Annotated in this window: 17 protein-coding genes and 1 pseudogene; 12 read left to right on the forward strand and 6 right to left on the reverse strand. The window is 56.4% G+C overall.

From position 1 onward, the window contains the following. Position 1: 1 nt before the first annotated feature. The 9 genes and pseudogenes from DYU11_RS24325 to DYU11_RS24365 all read left to right on the forward strand — a co-directional run bounded on the left by DYU11_RS24325 (position 2) and on the right by DYU11_RS24365 (position 11690). Positions 2-1801 carry a hypothetical protein gene (locus DYU11_RS24325; RefSeq protein ID WP_119670322.1) on the forward strand — a complete coding sequence of 600 codons (1800 nt, stop codon included), beginning with the start codon at positions 2-4 and terminating at the stop codon, positions 1799-1801. Between the two features lie 86 nt (positions 1802-1887). Then, complete coding sequence (locus DYU11_RS24330) at positions 1888-3219, forward strand: APC family permease (RefSeq protein WP_229366010.1); 1332 nt, start codon at positions 1888-1890, stop codon at positions 3217-3219. Positions 3220-3319: 100 nt separating this feature from the next. Further along, entirely contained in the window at positions 3320-4783 is a 1464-nt protein-coding gene (locus tag DYU11_RS24335) for a phytoene desaturase family protein (RefSeq protein ID WP_119670324.1), read from the forward strand. A 107-nt stretch (positions 4784-4890) separates the two neighbouring features. Next, complete coding sequence (locus DYU11_RS24340; protein WP_119670325.1) at positions 4891-6180, forward strand: YeiH family protein; 1290 nt, start codon at positions 4891-4893, stop codon at positions 6178-6180. A 316-nt stretch (positions 6181-6496) separates the two neighbouring features. Further along, entirely contained in the window at positions 6497-7672 is a 1176-nt protein-coding gene (locus DYU11_RS24345; protein ID WP_119670326.1) for a baeRF3 domain-containing protein, read from the forward strand. 13 nt (positions 7673-7685) lie between these two features. Beyond that, positions 7686-7853: pseudogene (locus tag DYU11_RS33990) on the forward strand (bacteriorhodopsin); the annotation flags it as partial. 221 nt (positions 7854-8074) lie between these two features. Then, the gene (locus DYU11_RS24355; protein ID WP_119670328.1) at positions 8075-9097 is read left to right on the forward strand and encodes an alkaline phosphatase D family protein; all 1023 of its coding nucleotides are present in this window, start codon (positions 8075-8077) and stop codon (positions 9095-9097) included. A 144-nt stretch (positions 9098-9241) separates the two neighbouring features. Further along, positions 9242-10921: a M28 family metallopeptidase gene (locus DYU11_RS24360; RefSeq protein ID WP_119670329.1), complete on the forward strand. Its 1680-nt coding sequence runs from the start codon at positions 9242-9244 to the stop codon at positions 10919-10921. A gap of 97 nt (positions 10922-11018) precedes the next feature. Beyond that, a complete protein-coding gene (locus DYU11_RS24365) occupies positions 11019-11690 on the forward strand; it encodes an HAD family hydrolase (protein WP_119670330.1) in 672 nt (223 codons plus the stop codon). Between the two features lie 97 nt (positions 11691-11787). On the opposite strand, the gene DYU11_RS24370 is transcribed toward DYU11_RS24365, so the two are convergent. Continuing rightward, complete coding sequence (locus tag DYU11_RS24370; protein WP_119670331.1) at positions 11788-13338, reverse strand: S41 family peptidase; 1551 nt, start codon at positions 13336-13338, stop codon at positions 11788-11790. Between the two features lie 127 nt (positions 13339-13465). On the opposite strand from DYU11_RS24370, the gene DYU11_RS24375 reads away from it, so the two are divergent. Together DYU11_RS24375 and DYU11_RS24380 are read left to right on the forward strand one after the other, a co-directional pair. Then, a complete protein-coding gene (locus DYU11_RS24375) occupies positions 13466-14755 on the forward strand; it encodes an APC family permease (protein WP_119670332.1) in 1290 nt (429 codons plus the stop codon). Positions 14756-14779: 24 nt separating this feature from the next. Further along, positions 14780-15949: an LLM class flavin-dependent oxidoreductase gene (locus DYU11_RS24380; RefSeq protein ID WP_119670333.1), complete on the forward strand. Its 1170-nt coding sequence runs from the start codon at positions 14780-14782 to the stop codon at positions 15947-15949. A 10-nt stretch (positions 15950-15959) separates the two neighbouring features. Here DYU11_RS24380 and DYU11_RS24385 read toward each other — a convergent pair whose 3' ends face one another. From DYU11_RS24385 to DYU11_RS24405, 5 genes are all read right to left on the reverse strand, one after another. Continuing rightward, positions 15960-16739, reverse strand: coding sequence for a glycoside hydrolase family 25 protein (locus tag DYU11_RS24385; RefSeq protein WP_199736777.1), 780 nt, complete (start codon positions 16737-16739; stop codon positions 15960-15962). 88 nt (positions 16740-16827) lie between these two features. Beyond that, on the reverse strand, positions 16828-17073 hold the full coding sequence (locus DYU11_RS24390) for a hypothetical protein (RefSeq protein ID WP_119670334.1): 246 nt from the start codon (positions 17071-17073) through the stop codon (positions 16828-16830). A gap of 158 nt (positions 17074-17231) precedes the next feature. Beyond that, entirely contained in the window at positions 17232-17867 is a 636-nt protein-coding gene (locus tag DYU11_RS24395; protein WP_119670335.1) for a peroxiredoxin, read from the reverse strand. A 113-nt stretch (positions 17868-17980) separates the two neighbouring features. Next, entirely contained in the window at positions 17981-18637 is a 657-nt protein-coding gene (locus tag DYU11_RS24400) for a response regulator transcription factor (RefSeq protein WP_510186203.1), read from the reverse strand. After that, complete coding sequence (locus DYU11_RS24405; protein ID WP_229366015.1) at positions 18624-20135, reverse strand: sensor histidine kinase; 1512 nt, start codon at positions 20133-20135, stop codon at positions 18624-18626. Before DYU11_RS24405 ends, DYU11_RS24400 begins: the two co-directional genes overlap by 14 nt. A gap of 159 nt (positions 20136-20294) precedes the next feature. Between DYU11_RS24405 and DYU11_RS24410 the strand changes: the two genes are divergently transcribed. Further along, positions 20295-20774, forward strand: coding sequence for a DUF3299 domain-containing protein (locus tag DYU11_RS24410; RefSeq protein WP_119670338.1), 480 nt, complete (start codon positions 20295-20297; stop codon positions 20772-20774). Positions 20775-21308 lie beyond the last annotated feature (534 nt).

Genomic DNA, 21308 nt, shown 5'->3' on the forward strand with positions numbered 1-21308 from the left:
CATGTCATCAATCAAAACGACCTCCGACCATCCCGGTCTAAACTCCCTGCAGCCGACTTCTTCCGGACCAACCGAACCCGCCGACACGTTTGGTGCGCCTGGGTTTAACGCGACTCGGTCTGACGCGACCCGGTCTGACGGTACGTCTGACCGGAGTGGTTTGTTATTGCGGTCAGACGTGCCGTCAGACCGGGTCACGTCAGACCGGGTCACGCCTGACCGAAACATTCCTGACCGGGTCACGACTCGTAAACCATGGACCGCCAGTCAGAACGTCCTGTTCCGGATTGCATTCGTGTTCTTTGTGATCATGGCGCTGCCCAACAACTGGAACTGGTATAAAAACGCCGTTTCGTTAGACTGGCTGCACCTGCATTACCGCGATCTGTATGACCTCTCGCGCTTCAGTTCCGGCATTACGCTGTTCGGCAACAAACTGTTCGGTAGTACGTTACTCGGCTACGCGCCCTGGCTCATTACGTTCCTGTTCTCCATGGCCGTGGGGGTACTCTGGTCAGCCGTAGCCCGGTTGCGTAAACCGGACCCGTTGCCCTACAACCGAAACGCCGGACCGCTGTTGTATTACTGGCTGCGGGTGATTGTGCGCTACCGGGCGGGCATCGGCATTATCGGGTTTGGCTTTACGAAACTCATGCCGACGCAGCTGCCCTACCCGTCGCTGGGACTACTGAATACCAACTTCGGCGACCTCACGGCCCAGAAGATCTATTGGCTCTCCATCGGCATTGTCCCCTGGTACGAAGTGTTTACGGGCGTTGTGGAAGTAGCCGCGGGTGTCCTGCTTTTCTTCCGGGCTACAACGTTCTGGGGGGCCGTACTGCTGTTCGGCGCACTGGCGGACATTGTCTACGTTAATTTTGCCTACGACGGCGGTGTTCATGGCTACAGTTCGTATTTCGTGCTGCTGTCGGGGTTTCTGCTGATCGACTACATTCCAAGTCTGTATAACCTGCTGATCAGGGAGCGCTTTACCGTACCATTCACCTACTACCCGACCTTTACGGGCTGGCAGCGTTACGTTCGTATTGGTCTCAAGACCGCGACAATCGGCATTTTTCTCGTGCTGTTGTTCTGGCTACAGTACGTCAACTTCCGCTATGATCCTTACAAACAACCCGCTCAGAAAGGAGTCCCCGAATTGCGGGGTAATTACAACGTAACGGAATTCCGGCTGAACGGCAGAGTACTCCCTTATTCACCCCTGGATTCGGTTCGATGGCAGGAAGCAACTTTTGAAAACTGGTCGACGCTGACGTTCAGAACGAACCGCGCGGTTCCGCTCGACCTCTCCAACGGCGGAGGGGCACCCATGCGCGACCTCAACCGAACGTTTGAACTGACCGGCGTAGCTGGTGGGCAGCGCGTCTTCTACTACGATGCCGACACGAAGAATCACGTACTGTATCTGCAGGACAAGTATCGTCCGGGCGGGCCGCGTGGTGAAGGCGGTGACGAAGCCGATGCGGCTAAATCCCAAAAGCTGAAGCCTAAAGCAGCCGCGGCCCAGTGGATACCAGCCGACGCGCTGGCCACCATTGGCGACGAAGACAGCCGGATCGATCCCATCGCCCGCTCTACCCGCCGGACGAAGGGCATCAACGCCGAACGCCGTCGGGACGTAGAGCGCAACCGGATGCTATTGACCTACAGCACCAAAGACGGTTCGCGCGTTATTCTGAGCGGCATCAGCGAAAACAAAGACTCCATCTACGTCGTACTGGACCGCGTCAACCGGACGTACGCCCTGTCGGGAAGTACGTTGCAGGCCGGTCTGTATTAATCCAATTTTCCGGCATGTTTTGTCTCCCGCTCAGATTGGCCGATATTCGTGCAAAAGGCCTCATGCCTGACTCATACAGCACGGTAATGGCAACAACTACGCATAAAATTGGCTGGCTAACCGCCTGCTTCCTGGTAATCGCCAACATGGTCGGGACCGGTGTGTTCACCAGTCTGGGTTTTCAGCTCGCGGCCGTTCAAAACACCTGGTCCATCATTCTGCTCTGGGTGCTGGGGGGTGTGCTGGCCCTGATCGGGGCGTTTTCCCTGGCGGAGCTGGGCACGCATTACCCCGACGAGAAAGGGGGCGATTACGTCTTTATTTCCCGGGGGCTGCACCCGTTTTTAGGCTATCTGTCGGCCTGGGTGTCGCTGGTGGGCGGATTTGCGGCCCCGGTTGCCATCGCCGGTAAAGCGATGGAGTCGTATCTGTTGCCGTTTGGTTTAACCAACACGCGCTGGCTAACGGTCTCGCTCATCATCAGCATGGGCCTCATTCACTCGTTCAGTCTGCGGCACAGCAGCGTGTTTCAGAACGTAACGACCATAGCCAAAATCGCTTTCGTGCTGAGTCTGCTGGCCGTCGGGTTTTACGTATCGCCGTCGATGGCCAACGCGTTTCGCTTCGACTCCAGCTACCAGTCCGAAATCCCGACAACCCCTTTTGCCGTATCGCTGTTGTACGTCACCTATGCCTACACCGGCTGGAACGCAGCGGCTTACATCGTATCCGAAATTCGCAGCCCCGCTAAAAACCTACCCAGAGCGTTGCTCCTGGGTACGCTGGTGGTGACGATCCTGTACGTCTGCCTTCAGATCGTCTTCCTGAAACTGGCCGCCGTAAACGCCTTAACCGGCCAGGCCAATGTCGCGGAGATTGCGTTCAGCCAATATTTTGGGACGAACGCCGGTCGGTGGGTGAGCGCCGGCATTGCCCTGCAACTCGTCGCTACAATGAGTTCGTACGTCTGGGTGGGTGCCCGGGTCACCAGCCGCATGGCGCGGGATTTTCCGTTGTGGCACGTCTTCCAGCACGAGAACAAACACCAGATTCCCGTCCGGACCATCTGGCTGCAAACGGGCATCACGCTGCTGTTGCTGTTCTCGGGCACCCTGGAACAGGTACTGCTCTGCACGTCGTTCGTGCTGCAACTGATGGGCACGCTGGCCGTTGCGAGTCTGCTGCGCACGAAGCGTTTACCGACTGATTTTCACAGTCCGCTGCGGCCGTGGCTGCAGTGGGCCTATATCGTGTTCAGCCTGTTCGTCCTGGCGTTCATCATCACCGACAAGCCTACCGAAAGCCTGATCGGGCTGGGCATCGTGCTGGTGGGGGGCCTGACGTACTGGATCAAGCCACCAAAGAGCATTGTTTCTTCAGCTAAACAATCGGCCAATGTTGAACCCGAACGTACCTGAACCGCTCCATCACGTTCATGCTATCGGATACATGCACCCGACAGCACAGCCTACGCATGACCAGCCAGCAGTATCCTGAAAACCGCAAACCGAACGTCAAGTGACAAACCAGCCATACGATGCCGTAGTAGTAGGTTCCGGACCAAACGGCCTGAGCGCGGCTATTGTGCTGGCGCGGGCGGGGTTGTCGGTGCTGGTGCTCGAAGCCCGATCTACGTTTGGGGGCGGGGTTCGTTCAGCCGAGCTAACCTTGCCCGGCTTTGTGCATGACCTTGGTTCGGCGGTGCATCCGCTGGCGGCCGGCTCGCCTTTTTTCAAAAGCCTGCCCCTCGCCGACCATGGGCTGGAATACATCTACCCACCCGTAGCAGCCGCTCACCCATTCGACCCGAGCGTCGGCAAAACGGCAGCCGCGCTGTTCGGTGCGGTAGACGACACGGCCCGAACCCTCGGCGCCGACGAGCAAACGTATCGCCGACTACTCGAACCGGTGGTCAGGCACTGGCCAACGTTAGCCGTCGATGTGCTGGGGCCCCTACGTTTCCCTGACCATCCGCTCGACATGGCCCGGTTCGGGCTGGATGCGGTATTGCCGGCTACGTGGCTGGCCAGCCGTTTCAAGACGACCGAAGCCCGGGGCCTCATTGCCGGTATGGCCGCCCATTCGATCCAGCCCCTGAGCAACGTCACCACCGCAGCCATCGCCCTCGTGCTCATGGCGGCAGGTCACCACCGCGGCTGGCCTGTACCCAAAGGAGGGTCGCAGGCCATTACAAACGCCCTGGTCTCGTATTTCCGGTCGTTGGGCGGGCACCTGGAGACCGACCGGCCGGTTCGCTCTATGAACGACCTGCCCAAATCGCGGGTGGTTGTGTTTGATCTGACCCCAAAGCAGCTGCTGTCCATCGTAGGGGATCGCTTCCCGACACTGTACCGTTGGCAACTCGAACGGTATCGCTACGGTCCCGGCATCTTCAAAATTGACTGGGCCCTGGACGGACCGATTCCGTTTACGGCCCCGGAATGCCGGCAGGCGGGTACCGTCCACCTTGGCGGCACCCTCGAAGAAATCACCGACGCCGAACAGCAGACCTACGACGGCAAACATCCCGACCGCCCCTACGTTCTGCTGGCTCAGCAGAGCCTGTTCGATCCGACGCGGGCACCGGCCGGTAAACAGGCAGCCTGGGCCTACTGCCACGTACCGAACGGCTCAACGGTCGACATGACCGGCATCATCGAGCGGCAGGTGGAGCGCTTTGCACCGGGTTTCCGGGACCGGATTCTGGCCCGCGCCACGATGAATACCGCCCAGGTGGAAGCCTGGAATCCAAACTACGTCGGGGGCGACATCAACGGCGGCATCATCGACGTCCGGCAGTTATTTACGCGGCCTACGCTGAGTCTGACGCCCTACCGCACGGGGGCGCCCGGTGTTTTTATCTGCTCCTCGGCAACACCACCGGGCGGAGGGGTGCATGGTTTATGCGGTTACCACGCAGCCCGGGTCGTGCTGCGCGATAGTTTTGGCAAGTCGGTACCGGTAGAATTAACGAACGAATGATTTTTTAACTAGCGCAACGTTCCAGGTTTCATGTTCAGCGTTTAATACGGGCATGACCTGAAAGCTGGAACTGGCCGCCCGAAACATTAAACCTGACACTGTACCTTATGAACGTATCAACCCCAACGGCCTCGGCCGAAAAGAATAAACTCAACCTCACTGAAGACTGGACCGTGGTTGTCCTCGGCCTGCTGATCATTGCGCTCTCGCTGGCGGGGTTGGTCATCCCAACCCCGGGTTTCGGCTGGAGCAAGGCAGGCGATTTAACGGGTAAGGTGTTTACCGGAAGTAATCTGGCCGCCATAGCCGGTCAGTTTGCGTTCACCTACGCCGTTGCGCTGGTGGGCACGTATCTGCTCGGCAAGCCCGTCCGGGCAACGCTCCTGGGCTTTCCGGTTGTTTTCGGGCTAACCGTGCTGGCTCTGCTCCTGGCGGGCAACAAAACGTTGAAGGACCTTAATCTCGAAGCCGTTATATTCAGCCTGAGCATCGGCCTGATCGTAGGAAATCTGTTCAAAATCCCCGACTGGCTGCGGGCGTCGCTCTCGACCGAACTGTTCGTTAAGATCGGTTTGGTACTGCTGGGTACTACGGTCATCTTCGGCGATATCCTCAAAGCCGGTTCGCTGGGATTGGTGCAGGCGTTGCTGGTTGTACTGTCGGTCTGGTATTTTGCGTACTGGATCAGCCGGCAGTTGAAGGTAGACGACGAGCTGACGATGATGCTGGCCAGCGCCGTTTCGATCTGTGGGGTATCGGCGGCCATCGCTACGTCGGGGGCCATTCAGGGCGACAGCAAAAAACTCTCGTACGTCATTTCGCTCGTGCTCATCACGGCCATCCCGATGATGCTGATTATGCCCTATGCCGCTCAGGCCATGGGGCTATCGCCCGAAGTGACCGGTGCGTGGCTGGGTGGCACCATCGACACGACGGGTGCGGTAGTGGCATCGGGCAGCCTGGCGGGCGAAGAAGCGCTCAAAATCAGCACCATCGTCAAATTCTCACAGAACGTCTTGCTGGGACTGGCCGCTTTTGCGATCAGTGTTTACTGGACCTACTCGCACAAAACCGTCACGGGCGTGGGGGGCGAACAGGTTGAAAAACCAACCCTGGGCGTAATCTGGGAGCGTTTCCCCAAGTTTGTCCTGGGGTTCATCGGCGCGTCGCTGCTGTTTTCCTTTGTGCTGAGCCCATCGGCGATCGAGCCGGTTAAGGGAAGTTTGAAAAGCCTGCAGGGCTTGTGGTTTGCGCTGGCCTTTACCAGCATTGGCCTGGAAACCAACTTTGCCGACCTGATCAACCAGAACAGCCGCAAGCCGCTCTACGCGTTCCTGATCGCCCAGGCGTTTAACATCGGCGTGACGCTGGTAATCGCTTATTTTCTGTTTGGGTAGAACGGATCACCGGCGAAACTGTACGGGTTTCCGCTGCGGAACAATCCGAAGCAAGTGCGCCTGCCAACGCCATGGCCTGACTCGAGTGAGGCCGTTGCGTTGGCAGGCGCATTCCATTTCCGGCGACAAGGTCTGTTTCCTTAGAAGAAAATAAGATAAACCTTAAAATAGCCTTATACTTTACAAGTCAATCAACTGATAGTCAGTGATTAGTACATTCTAATAAGTACCATAGTCATTCCAGAGCGGTTCAGTTAATAGATGGGTGCCATACGGGCGCTGCCAACACCCTTTACAAACTCTCGACCGCGACACCATGAACACGCTGGAATTAAACAAAGACGTAATTATCGACCTGACGGAACGCCGGGCCGATCACTGCCTGTCCATTTACCTGCCTACCCATGAGTATGGCCTGGAAGTCAACGAAAGTATGGACAGGCTGCAGCTCAAAAATCATATTCAGGACATCCGGCTGAAACTTCAGGAGGAAGGCCTGCAACGATCGGCTATCAACGAGTTGCTGAAACCCGTAGAAGCGCTGCTTGATGACTGGATTTTCTGGCGGTATCAGTCCAAGGGGCTGGCTATCTTCCGGAGCCACGACTTTTTCACGTATTTTCATAGCCCCACGCCGTTTCGCCATGTTTACGAAATCAGCTCAGGCTTCTGTATTAATCCGCTGCTGCCCTTCACGCAGCCCCTGCGCCATTACTATCTGCTGCTGATATCGAAAAAAGGCGTTACGCTGCATAAGGCCGATCAGTACTCAATGATTCACATGGGCATGAACCTTGAATTTCCATCGGGCCTCGACGCTGTGACCGACTACTATGATTTTGAGGAAGAACTTCAGGGGCGCACCCGAGCCCGGGGCAGTAGCCGTCATGCCGCAGCGGTATACCGAAGCGACGATACCGACAATAAAGAAAAGGATCATCTGCTTGCCGACTTCTTCCGGCTCATCAACGACGCCGTTGTTCAGTTGCTCGCTATGGAAAACGCCCCGCTTGTCCTGGCGGGGGTCAACTACTACCATCCTATTTATCGGCAGGTCAATACGTACCCGCGCTTATGCCAGGACGGACTGATCGGTAATTTTGAACATACGCATCCAACCAACCTGCATCCGCTGGCTAATGAGCTGCTAACTGGCTATTTCAGCGAGATACAGGATCGTCGGCTGACTGAATTTGCCAACGCCCGTGGATCAGACCGGGTCTCGAAAGATGTACGTTCGTTACTCGACGCGGCCGTAATGGGCCGCATTGAGGTGCTGTTTATGCACAGACACGCTCAGGCCTGGGGGCGTTTTGACGAACACACCCTGGAAACCACACTGCACGACCGTCGGCAACCGGGGGATGAACCCTTATTTGATAAAGTGGCTTTACTGACCCTGCAGCACGGAGGTGAGGTTCACATTCTCGATGATGCCGATAGTCTCGGGTATGGGGAGTCCATCCGTTTAGCAGGGCTGTACCGATTCTAAGACCGTTACCGATCCGCAGATACAGCAGGCTTACCGTGGCTCGGCTAGGTTTCTGACGGTTCAATGGGTTTTATATCCGCTGGTCTGGGCGCTGGGCACGCCGGGCGCGGGTTATATCGATCCGTTTCTAACCACAGTGCTGCTGATTGGGTTACCCATCATTTCTAAAGCCGGATTCGGGTTCTATAACCTTTCTAAGCTACGCAATCTCAGTCCGGAAGTGTACGAAGATCAGCCGGAGCCGTCGAAACCACCCGGCATGGCTTTTACCACACCAAACCGGTGAGTCAGCGACGTTTTCACCGCCTGGATCACCAATGCCATGTATTACCAAATTATGAAGCCGACCAGCAAATGGGTCGGCTTCTCTATTTTTGCCGGATGAATACTCCTTTCGTACGGATGAAAAACGTTGTAACGCTCAGCTTTCTGGGCTGCGTCCTGCTGGCCGGCTGCCAGTCGTCGAAGCCCAAAGCTACCGCTTCCCAGTCCCAGAAACCCATCACCACCATCGCCTTCGGGTCGTGCAGCGACCAGAAGCGCCCCCAGCCGCTCTGGGATGATATCGTAGCGCAGAAACCGGACGTCTGGATCTGGCTCGGCGACAACATTTACGGGGATTCGGAAAGTATGGATACCCTGAAAACCAAATATGCCCGCCAGAAAGCCAACCCCGTTTACCAGCAACTGCGGCAGTCGGCGTCGATCATCGGCGTGTGGGACGACCACGACTATGGCGTCAACGACGGGGGTAAGGAATACCCGCGCCGGAAAGAAAGCCAGCAGCTCATGCTCGATTTTCTGGACGTACCGGCCAGCAGCCCGCTTCGCACGCAGGAAGGCGGCTACTCGTCGCACGTGTACGGGCCCAAAGGCCAGCGCGTCAAGGTGATTCTGCTGGATGGCCGTTATTTCCGCGATCCGCTCAAAAAAGACGGCAAAGTCAACGTACCAGACCCAACCGGCGATATCCTGGGCGAAACCCAGTGGAGCTGGCTGGAACAGCAACTGACCAATTCCGATGCCGACGTTCACATTATCGGCTGTGGCATTCAGATCATTCCGGAAGAACACCCCTACGAGAAGTGGGGCAACTTCCCGACTGCCCGCCAACGGTTGATGGACCTGCTCGCCAAAACAAAACCCAAAGGAGCGATGCTGATCAGCGGTGACCGGCACATAGCCGAGATTTCCAAGGAAAGCGTACCCGGCCTGGGCTATGACCTCTACGACATCACCAGCAGCGGCCTTACGCACGTATCCAAGCCGCACGAAGAACCCAATCGCCACCGCGTAGGCGAGATGGTGGCCCAGCTAAACTACGGCCTCATTACGATCGACTGGAACAAGAAACCACTCACGGCGACCGTCCGCATCAACGGCGACAACCAGGCTACGTACCTGACCCAGCCTATTACGTTCTGACCGACCCCGTCTTCGACGTTACGGAATACACCTGCCCTGCGGTTTCTTTGCTTGAACCGTAAGGCAGGTTTTTGTTTATCATTTATCACTTTCGACGGGTATTTTGTACTTTTAAGGTTTCCGGCAACCAGATCATCCCGTCGAATGGCTTTCCATTTCCCGATCAAACGACTCACTTTACTCCTTACCACCGGCCTGGGCTGGTGTACCGTTCTCGCGCAGCCCGTCCCCTCTACCCTACCCGTCGAAGCCCAGAAAGCGGCCCAGTCGGTACGTCCTGAGGCTATTCAGGGGCACATGCGCTACCTGGCCGATGATAAACTGCGGGGCCGCAAGCCAGGCACACCCGGCTATGAGATGGCGGCTCAGTACGTTGAGCAGCAGTTCCGGTCGCTTGGGTTCCAACCCGCTGGCGAGAACGGTACGTACCGGCAGGCCGTTCCGCTTCGAAAAGGACAAGTGAAAGAAGCGGGCAGTTCGATGGCCCTTGTTCGGGATGGCCGCCAGTTCCCGCTGGTGTACGGTCGAAATTTTATCCTCAGTCCGAACTTCAGTCAAACCACGGCTGAGGTAGAAGCGCCGATCGTGTTTGTCGGTTTTGGCATCTCGGCCCCCGAACTCGGCTACGACGACTACGCTAAAGTAGACGTAAAAGGTAAAATTGTGGCTTGCTTCAACGGGGCACCCACCATTTTCCCCTCCAACCAGCGGGCCTATTATTCGTCGGCCAAGCAGGAAATGGCCGTGGCCCACGGGGCCGTGGGGGTGCTGACCTTTAGCCTGCCGACCGATATCCGGATGCGGATCGAGATGGCCGGTCCGCGCGCCCGGCAGGCCGTTTACCGGTGGGTCGACAAACAGGGGCAGGCCCAACGGACGTTCCCCGACCTGAAAGCAGCGGCTATTCTGAGCGACTCCACCGCCCGCTCGCTCTTTACCGGTACGGCCAAGTCGTTTGAGGAAGCCATGGCCGTGGCCCACCGGAGCATGCCCCAGGCGTTTCCGCTCAACAGTTCAGCGCGCATCCGGACGCAGACCGAACTGAGCGACGACCTGATTGGCGAAAACGTAATGGGTATGCTGCCCGGCACTGATCCCGTATTGAAAGACGAATACGTCGTGTACGTCTCCCACCTCGACCACCTCGGCGTTGGCCGCCCCGTAAAAGGTGACTCGATCTACAATGGTGCCCACGATAACGCATCGGGCGTGGCCATCAATCTCGAAGCGGCCCGGCTGTTTGCCTCCTTGCCCAAAGCGCCCCGTCGGTCGATTATCTTCGTCGGCGTAACCGGCGAAGAAATGGGACTGCTGGGCTCCGACTACTTCGCCAGCAACCCTACGGTTCCGCAGGACAGAATTGTCGCCAACCTGTGTCTGGACATGCCGTTCTTTTTCCATCCGCTGCTCGACATCGTGCCCTACGGCTCCGAACATTCGAGCATGACAAAGGAGGTTGAGGCTGCGGCCAAGTTCGTGGGGGTACAGATTGCGAAAGACCCGATTCCGGAGCAGGCCGTCTTTATGCGCAGCGATCACTTCAGCTTCGTGCGCCAGGGTATTCCGGCCATTTACATCAAAAGTGGGTCGCAGACGGGCAATCCGCAGCTCGACGGCACCAAACTCAACCTCGACTGGCGCGCAACGATTTACCATTCCCCCCAGGACGAGATCGACCAGCCGTTCAACTACAACGCGGCCGCCAAACACGTACAGTTGCAGTTCCTGATCGGCTATCTGACCGCCCAGGCTGACCAGCGCCCCGTCTGGAACGAGGGCGATTTCTTCGGGACAAAATTCGGGCAGAGAAAGGCGGTAAAGTAGGGCTTTTGGCTGGTTGGTCAATCTAACACCAGAGACGGCCAATACCGGCGTTGATTTCCAGTCGTAATCTGACCTGTTTTGGGTAAAGATTACGCTTATGAACAACCCCGTTGTGGCTGCGTTCCTGTTCGATCTGGATGGTACGCTGGCCGATACGCTGCCGCTTTGTATTCAGGCCTTCCGGCGGTCCATTGAGCCGTTGGCCAACCGGCTACTTACCGATGAGGAAATAATTGCTACGTTCGGACCATCGGAAGAAGGCACCATTCAGGCGTTAGTTCCGAGCCATTTTGACCAGGGCGTCGCCAGTTACCTTCGCTATTATGAGGAACTGCACGGTATGTGTTCGCAACCCTTCCCCGGTATTATTCAACTGCTCGAAACCTTGCGGAAACACCAGGTGCGGCTCGGTTTGGTAACCGGCAAAGGCCAACACAGCACACGGATTTCTTTGCGGCAATTCCAGCTTACTCATTACTTCGAAGCCATCGAAACAGGCTGGGTGCATGGTCCCCGAAAAGTAGACGGCATGCGGGCTATTCTGAGCCGGTGGCCTGATCTCCCCAAAACAAACATCTGGTACGTGGGCGACGCACCGAGCGACATTCTGGCCTCCCGTGCGGTGGGCCTCCCGGTGGTGGCAGCAGCCTGGGCCGCAACGGCCGACGCTGAGCAATTGAAGACCCTGGAGCCGGATCAGCTATTTACGAACGTTGACGATTTTGTAAACTGGGCAGAGCGTGTGACGACTCTTTCGGCAACTCTGTAAGGATGTCGATGCCTTGTTACCAGATTCTGACTTTGAGTAGTAGCCCAGTCTAGTCGAGCCGCCAATACAAATCGATAACAGCGCGGTTAAATCGCCGTCACAAATAACCCTGACCGCTTGCGTAATCGTAGTTCAGGGCGCAGTGCTCAATGACCTGCCCGTTGGTGTTGAGCACGATTAACACCGTCTTGCCTTTCCACGCGCCTTCGTGCAGGTTGAGCCGAACGTAGTATTTATCGCCAATAGCAATGTGGTGAGAAACCGTCAGGCGACTTTTCCGTCGACCCAATATCCATAGCCGCTTTGGCCGAAGCGATTTAGGACATTCCACGTAAAGCCGATTCTGCACGTTAGCCCTGTAAAACGTTGAATCCGGGTTCTGTTCCGTAGTGATTCGGGACATCAGGCCGTTGGGCCCATTGGATACCTGGAGCGAGGCACACCGGGCCGCAAAAGGCGAAAGCAGCGTTGCATCCTCTTCGACTAAGCCGGTTGAGTACCCCGCCATGTCACCGTAGACCTTTCCGGGCAGCAAACTATCGGCAAAATAGTTCAGGGCTATCTGCTCGGGACAGACGGTTTGTTGAGCGAGTGCTGGCGTTTCTATGCGCAGTACCTCGAAGGCTCGTTCGAGAGCGGGGTCGTGTCCCCTCTGCAAGTCGCTTCGATGATGACGAACTTCTACGTCGACCGGTACGCCAACCCCTTCGTAGCTGCGTCGTTTTGCATCGACATATTGCTGATGAGAGAGCGAAAGCGCCCATCCATTCGGCAAACGCTTACCCAGCATGCTCGAAAACATGCCATTGGTATTCTCCCCAACCAGCCGGACGTAGGGCAACTGCTTCAGAACCATGGCGCAGTGGTCGGCTGCACTGATGGAGGCTCCGCTGGTCAGCAGCACCGTGGGTTTCACCAGCCTTCGGGTAGCCTGAGGACTCAGGTAGTATGTCGACCACCGTGAAAACTCGTGGGGCTGCCGCCCGGTCCGCGTCCGCCCATACCCGATCAGCCGTTTTACATCGGTCAAACGGCCAGTCAGGGCACTCAGGAAACCAGGGTCGCCCCCACCGTTGATACGAATGTCAATAATAACGGCTTTCACATCCGCGAACGAATCGATCATCTGGTCCAGCTGCGCCGAAAACCTGTCGAGCGGCATACCACCGAAGCCGTTTACCAGCAGGTAGCCATAATCCGTCGAGCGGGTGTAGCCGCCGATGTCGTACGGCGCACTGTCAAAGCGGACAAACGGCCCGAATCCGTTGGCCTGCAGAACCGACAACGTTACCTGATGAAATTGCTTTTGAAGGTCTTTGGTAGGAAACTCGTTGTGAAACCGGGCGTATTTCGCACTGGCGGGCAAATCGCCCGTGGGCGATATGACTACGTGCCCATCCTTCAACGGAGCTACCATTTCGTTGAAAATAGTTAGTAGCTGTTCATCAGACGTGCCGGCTGTTACGCGGGACCGGAACCGGTTGTATTGCTGCTGCCAGTCGACATTCCGGGTTTCAAAATGAGCGTATTGCCGATGAAAGATCTGCCAAAAGGCCTCAAAATTACGTTCAGGATCACGCCCTGGGGGCTTGCCGAACGTAACCTGAACAAGTAGGAGAAGGGCGAGTGTGCTCAACAGTTTCATCATTGGTTTCGGGACATTCGTTATGTGAAAGGATTATACAATCGTCTATAAGAAAGGCAAAAGGCGTCCGCTGGTCTTTGACCAGTACGTTCAATCCTGTAATTTACCCGTTTGCTTAACGTCAGCCAACTTGGAAGCTACCCGCGAAGCAGGTCTTGTTCGGGCCATCCGTCCGTTCGATTTCATTGCGCTTATCATCAACATTACCATTGGAGCCGGTATTCTGGGTCTGCCAGCCAAAATTTATACGCTCGTCGGTACGTACAGTTTGCTGGCCTATGCGGTCAGTGCGGCCGTCGTGACGCTCATCATCCTGTGCTTTGCCGAGGTCAGCAGCCGGTTCAGTGGTACGGGCGGCCCTTACCTCTACACCCGCGCGGCTTTCGGGCCGCTGGTCGGCTTTGAGGTCGGCTGGCTGTTCTGGGTGTCGCGCATTGCGAGCTTTGCGTCTATCTGCAACCTGTTCGTTAGCTACGCGGCCTTCTTCTGGCCCGCTGTGGGCGAGGGCTGGGGACGGATCGCGGTCATCACGGCTTTGGTTGGTATCCTGGCGGCCATCAACTACATCGGTGTACAGCAATCGGCGCGGGTGAGTAATGTGTTTACCATCAGTAAAGTGCTGGCCATTGGTTCGTTTGCGGTTGTCGGGTTGTTCTACATGGATGCAAATGCCTTCACGTTTCCACAAACGCCCGGTTATCCGGCGTTCTCCCAATCGGTTCTACTGCTGATCTTCACCTTCTCAGGATTCGACGTGGCCGCCATTCCGTCGGGCGAAGTCCAGCAACCTCAGCGAACCGTACCCATCGCGCTGTTGATTGCCATCGGTACGGTAGCGGTGCTGTTTATCGCCGTGCAGCTTGTGTGCATCGGTACGTTGCCCAACCTGGCCAGTTCGGAGCGCCCGCTGGCCGATGCCGCCCAACGCTTTCTGGGGCCCGCCGGTGGCCTGGCCGTTGCGGTGGCCGCTCTGGTAACGGCCCTGGGTACACTCCACGCCCTGATGCTGACGGGTCCGCGACTGCTGTTTGCCATGGCGGAGCAAGGTCAGGTGCCTTCGTTTCTGGCAACCGTACATCCGCGTTTTAAAACACCCCATACCGCAATACTGCTCACGGCCGCCCTGAAGCTGGCGCTGGCCGTCAGTGGTACGTTTATTTATGCGCTCACCCTCAGCACCATCATTCGTTTGTCGTACTTTGCCCTGATCTGCGCGGCCTTACCCATCCTCCGCCGACGTACTGACCTCGACCGGGCTACGTTTATTGTACCGGCCGGCTGGGTTATCGCCATCCTGGCTGCGGGCCTGTGTGTCTGGCTGCTCGCCAACAGTTCGTGGCGCGAAGCCCGCGACGTGGGGGTTGCCGCCGTAATCGGATTTGTTCTGTACGGGCTGATGCAAACGAAGCTTGTGCGTTAATTTTGCCGTTATTTATTCCCGACAATGCTTGCTTACCCGATTGAGTCCGTCGCGATCCGTACCCCGCAACGCGTTTGTGAAGTAGCCTGGTTTGATGACCTGTGCGGAGAAGACACCGAATTCCTGAGCGTGCTGGACCCTGCCCGGCGCAGTACGTTTGCTCACTGCCGCGATATTGCGCTCACCGCCGATCAGTTGGGCTACAGCAACCTGCTGCTGCCTACATCCTATATGGTGGGTCAGGAAGTCCTGACTTTTGCCGCCGGTATTGCCCCCGAACTGAAACAGATCAGCCTGCTGACGGCCATTCGGTGCGGGGAACTGCACCCGCCGATGCTGGCCCGCGCTCTGGCGTCGCTTGACCACATGCTGCAGGGGCGACTGACCATCAACATTATCAACTCCGACCTGCCCGGCTACCGCGAGGACGCTACGTTCCGCTACCAGCGCTGCGCCGAAACCATCGACATCCTGAAACAGGCCTGGACCAGCGACCGCATCGAACATGACGGTCCGGTTTACGGCAAAATTTCGCTCTCCGCTACGCCCGTCAAATGCTACCAGCAGCAGGGTGGCCCGCTGCTGTACTTCGGCGGAACGTCGGACGGGGCGCGGGACGTTTGCGCCCGCTACTGCGACATGTTCCTGATGTGGCCCGAAACCGAAGAAATGCTCTACGACAACATGAAAGACGTATCGGAGCGGGCGGCTCACTACGGTCGGCACGTTGACTTTGGCCTGCGTATCCATCTGGTTGTGCGCGAGACCGAAACCGAAGCCCGTGCCTACGCCAGACGGCTGATGTCCAAATTCGATCCGGTACGTGGCGCGGCCCTGAAAAACCAGTCGCAGAGTTCATGGTCGCTGGGCGTGAAGCGGCAGAACGACATGCGCCAGCACGCCGATGCCGATGGCTTTGTGGAGCCGCTGTTGTGGACCGACATCGGGAAGGCCCGCTCCGGGGCCGGTGGCGCTCTGGTGGGCGATCCGGACCAGATTGTCGAGAAACTGAACCGCTATATGGACATGGGCATCCGGGCGTTTATTCTGTCGGGCTACCCGCTCCTGGAAGAGTCGAAACTGTTTGCGCGGTACGTACTGCCTCGTTTGCCGAACGTATCGATGCCCCGGCTACAGGGACGGATTCCGGATCAAACGCCCGTTACGCCCCTGACAACCGGCCCACTACGGTAAGACCAGCAGACTACAGGCAGATTTCATTCATCCGCTCGGGCTCCATCACGAATACGTTGAAGTCGACCCGGCCACGGATGCCCTGGACCCAGCCGCTCTGGTTGTGCTGCCAGAGGTACAGTTTGTCGGGATTGTAGTCGCGGAGGTGCGTGTTGGAGTAGTCGGCGATCCAGAGCGGGTAATCGTCCAGATTGCCTTTGATGTAGTTTCGGTACAGATTGCCGTTGGTGTAGATAATCGGGCGAACGTTGTAGTGGTCCTCCACGAGTTCGAGCCAGAGCCGGAGCCCATCAATGACTTTATCTTTTGGCTGCCCGTTGATGACTTCAAAATCCAGCACCGGCGCAAAATCACCGGGTTCGAGATCAACCCGTTTGATGAAGCTGTTTGCCTGTTTCTGCGGGTCCCGCGTGGGATGGTAAAAATGATAAGCGCCCCGGCGCAGGCCGGACTTCCGGGCCTCACGCCAGTTTTTGGCAAAGTGCCGGTCGGTCAGCGTAGCGCCTTCGGTTGCTTTGATGAACACGAACTGCAGCCGAACGCCGTCGGCCTCCATCTGCCGTACCCGTTTCCAGTTGATCTGGCTGTTGTGCCGGGATACGTCGATGCCGTGAACCCCGTAGCGCATCGGCAGCCGGATGCCAAACGATTTTACGTAGCGCCAGTCCTTGTCCACTTCAACCATGCGCGCCGGCCGAACAAGCAGCCATAAGCCTGCTAACCCCAGCAACCCGGCAATCCACCAGCCATACCGACGAACAATAATAGTAAACAGAACGCGACCTTTCATTCAGTTGGATACAACTTGTCAGCCCAAAAATAAGCACAAAACCCTCGCTGCCGGCGAGGGTTTTGCGATTCAGCAGAGCCGGGGTCAGTTAATCATTCCCTTCCAGCTTCACCAGTTTGTTATACAGACCCAGAATCAGGAACGGAGCGGCCCACTGCCCCACGAACAGGCTGCGCTCGCGGTCGCCCTGCGCCTGCAGGAACAACGAAACGGCCATGGAACCAAGTGCTGACCACAGGAACAGGTCAGACGGCAACTTGGCGGTTTGGTTCTCGATAGTCTTGGCTACCGGTCCTTCACTATGCTCGGGATTGGTGTTTTTACTCTTTGCCATAATGCTCTGTAAGTTTTGGTTATGCAACGCTTGTCTAACTTAGAAACCGGCGATGTGTTCAGAGATTAGAGCCTATGGACATAAACAAACGGGTGGTTGCGCCGGCAACCGCTTTTCCGGTCGGCCGGCGCAACCACCCGTTCAAAACAAGACATGGCTTATTTATTCGGCTGGGGCGTTACCCGCAGATACGGCTTCACGAACGTAACACCTTTGGGAAACTTCTCTTCCAGCTGGTCGTTCGGAACGGCCGGCGTCACGATCACGTCCTGCCCCTCCTCCCAGTCGGCCGGGGTAGCCACCTGGTAGTTGGCCGTCAGTTGCAGCGAATCGATTACGCGCAGCAGCTCGTTGAAATTCCGGCCCGTTGAGGCAGGGTACGTCAGCGTCAGCTTGATTTTTTTGTCGGGCCCAATCACGAACACCGATCGCACGGTAGCTTTCTCGCTGGCGTTCGGGTGAATCATGTCGTATAGCGTAGCCACGGTCCGGTCGGCATCGGCAATAATGGGGAAGTTAACTTCCGAACCCGTTACGTCCTTGATGTCCGGTGTCCAGCGGTTGTGCGATTCCAGATCGTCGACCGACACCGCGATTACTTTAACGTTGCGCTTGCCAAACTCGTCTTTCAGCAGCGCCGTACGACCGAGTTCAGTGGTACAAACCGGCGTAAAATCGGCGGGGTGCGAAAACAGCATCCCCCACGAATCGCCGAGCCATTCGTGAAAACGGATGTGGCCTTGTGTGGTGTCGGCCTCAAAATCCGGGGCGATGTCTCCTAAGCGAAGTGACATAGTTGAAGGTGTTTAAGTTTATAAATTCTATCTACTTTATGTAGATTAATACAAATGGAAAAACCGGCTGTAGACCGGTTTTCAGGGCAAACGTAAACAGGATTTTGAAAGTTTCAAATCAATTTATCCTCAACGGCCATCCTGACCAGTTCGGCCGCATTACGGACCTGCAGCCGACGCATCATGTTGGCCCGGTGGTTGTCGACTGTGCGAACGCTGAGTTGTAATTTTTCGGCGATTTCGCGGCTGCTCATGCCCTCAACCAGGAATTGCAGAATCTCTCTTTCTTTCTTCGACAGGCGCGACTGGCGTTGAGCCCGGCCGTGTTTTTCGCCTTTCTTCAACTGCTGCATGTAGCCGTTGAGAATAATGGTCGCCACGGGCGAACTGTAGTACTTCTCACCTGAGGCAATGGTCCGGATGGCCTTCACCATTTCGTCCGACGAGGAATCCTTCAGGATATACCCATAGGCCCCGGCCTCGACTGATCGCAGGATGTAGTCCTCATTGTTGTGCATCGACAACATCAGAACCCGAACACCCTTGTAGAGCCGCGAGATAACCTGTGTGGTCTGGATGCCCGACATGCCCGGCAGCGAAATGTCCATCAGCACGACGTCGGGTCGCTGGGCCTTGAGCTTTTCCAGCGCTTCTTCGCCGTCGTTGGCTTCGTCGACTATTTCCAATCCTTCGGCCTGTTCCAGTAGGAGCCGAATACCGTCGCGAACGATCGAGTGATCGTCCACCAGCATCAATTTAGTAGGTGTCATGATGAATGGGTTGAGTATGATAAGGAATGCTCACCTGTACTTTGGTGCCTTTTCCAGGCACTGAACTGATTTTAAATTTAGCGTTAAGGAGCTTGGCCCGCTCCTGCATATTATGTAACCCTTGTGAAACCCGTCTGTTTGATTCACGAGTTCCATTGGCCTGTGAACGGGCTTCATGCAGGTCGTCGGTTTCCTTCTGGCGCTGGAGTTTACTGGTGGGCTTAAACCCGCGGCCATCGTCCGTAACGATCAGGTGCAGGTAGCTGTCTTTCTCGAACAACCCGATGTGCACGTGCGACGGCTGGGCATGGCGAACCGCGTTGCTGACGGCCTCCTGCGTGACGCGGTAGAGCATGATTTCCAGGTCCCGGTTCAGGCGGGGCATATCGGGCGTCAGGTTCGTTTCGAACGTTACGTCGATGGCTTCGCTGCGGTCGTTTTCGGCCAGCATCTTCAGCGCCGGAATGACGCCGAAATCACTCAGTACGGTCGGCATCAGGTTGTTGGAAATGGTCCGGGTTTCCTGAATGGTCTGCGTGATGAGGTTCTTGAGCGTACCGAGGTTTTTAGCATAGGGTGCGGGGCCGTTCGCTTCCGGAGTCTGGGCTCTGTTGCGGGCCAGTGCCGCTTCCAGGCCTTCGATCTGAAGCTTGATGGCCGTCAGCATCTGCCCCAGCCCATCGTGCAGTTCCCTCGACAGCCGCTTGCGTTCTTCTTCCTGGCCGGCAATGAGGTACGACGTCCGGATCTTCTGCTCGTCGATCTCTTTCTGGTACTGCTGCTTAGTAGCCTCAAACAGTTTCTGCCGGGTTTCTTTCAGGGATTTGTTGGCACTCAGCAGTTTTTTATTGGCAGACGTCATGCGGGCTTCGGCCGCGATCAGCTGCGCGAGTGTCTGTTTCAGTTTGCGGGCCGCCGGCCGGAAAATGAGCAGCCCGATACCGAGCAGCACCACAATCGTAAACATATACAGATACAGCTCGATGGTCTGCATCTGGTTCAGTTCCCGGCGCAGCTGAGCCGTATATTCGCGGACAATCGCGTCGATTTCTTGCAGAAATGGCTTTTCGTTAGTCAGCATCAGCTGCAGACTGGCCTGCACGTCGGGCTGGCTGACCTCCTCGAACCGTTGCAGCCGCATCATGCGCCGAGCGCTGGATTGAATGGCTTCGAACTCTGGCGAAACGTCGCGGTACATCTGCCTGATCGTATCCGAGAGCTGGATGGTAATGTTCTGGTCTGATACCCGGCCTTCCCGGCCTTCGAGGTGGTAGCGTTCAAACGTATCGAACACGCGCCGAAGCTCGGCAATGTTGGTCGCCAGTTTGGTCTGTTCGCCGGGGTCAGCAATCTGCAGGGCCTGCTTCACGATCTGCTGGCTCTGGTGCCGCTGCAGGGCCGCGTAGCGAATGATAAATAGCTCATTCTGCACGGCTCTGAGCCGCCACTGTGTCACGCCCTGCCCGATGGTCAGCAACACCGCGAGCGTAACCAGCATCGTTACGTACAAACGAGTGAAGCGAAAGGGAATGACTTGGTGATTTTTGTTGTTATTGCTGAAAACGTCTGACACGTCGGTGTTTTGTGTATAGATCGTTCAGTAAAGTTAATAATTTTTGTAGTTTTACCCTGTTTTTATAGCCAAGTGCCCAACGCCATGAAACGATTGCTCATTCTCCTGCTTTGCGTGGGTGTAGTCGCCCCGGCCTTTCGTCCGATTGAACCTGGTTCGGCAGTCAGCGCGCCGACTGCCGAACCAGTAAAACTCTCGTGGGAAGCCCTGCGCGATGTTACGTTTAAGAAAAAATGGTACGCTGAGGAATCCGTGTACATGCTGTATCCCACGTTTGGCCCGACTATTCAGAAGTTGAATGGCAAGGCAGTTGAGCTGACCGGGTACGTACTGCCGGTTGATCTGGAGTCGAATCTGTATGTGCTGTCGGCTTTCCCGTACAGCGCCTGTTTCTTCTGCGGGGGTGCCGGTCCGGAATCCGTCGTATCGCTGAAATTCAAGAAATCAGGCAAGAAGTTCAAGACCGACGAACGCCGGACGTTCCGCGGTACGTTGAAACTGAACGCCGACAATATCTACGAGCTGAACTACATCCTCGCCGACGCTGAGCTTATCGAACAATAAGCTACCCAGCTTTTAGACAACAGCCCGCCGGGTCGACCCGGCGGGCTGTTGTTGTTTGTAGCGGTACGGTTCAGGCACTGACGTGACGGCAACGGATTGTTAACTCCACTGCGCAGCCGGTAACTTCGTTATACTGTTGACGTGCGTCAGGCGACTGGTAGACGTAAGCGTTGAAGTATATGATGATCTTCATGTGGTTCGATACGTCCGCAGTCCGGTTCGTTAAGCCTCATGGGTTCCTCGATCCGCTTTGTCATATATGTAGGAAGGAGTGACCGTCTCGTTGATGATTTTGATGTAGGTAATAATGCGGGCTCCGTCTGATTCGCCGGTACATTTGGATGTGATTTTGAGCCGTACTTTATTGAAGCTACCGCCCAGCGATCTACCGAGCGTTGGGTTCTCAGTGTCTTAGCCCCCTGAAGAGTTGGACAAAATTGTAAAAACAATTAAGTCCTTTTAACTTCAGAAATGATGAGCAAAACCAGACGAACGTTCACCCCCGAGGACCGCTATTCCATCGTCCAGGAGTCA

It is taken from the genome of Fibrisoma montanum (assembly GCF_003583365.1).
GTDB lineage: Bacteria > Bacteroidota > Bacteroidia > Cytophagales > Spirosomataceae > Fibrisoma > Fibrisoma montanum.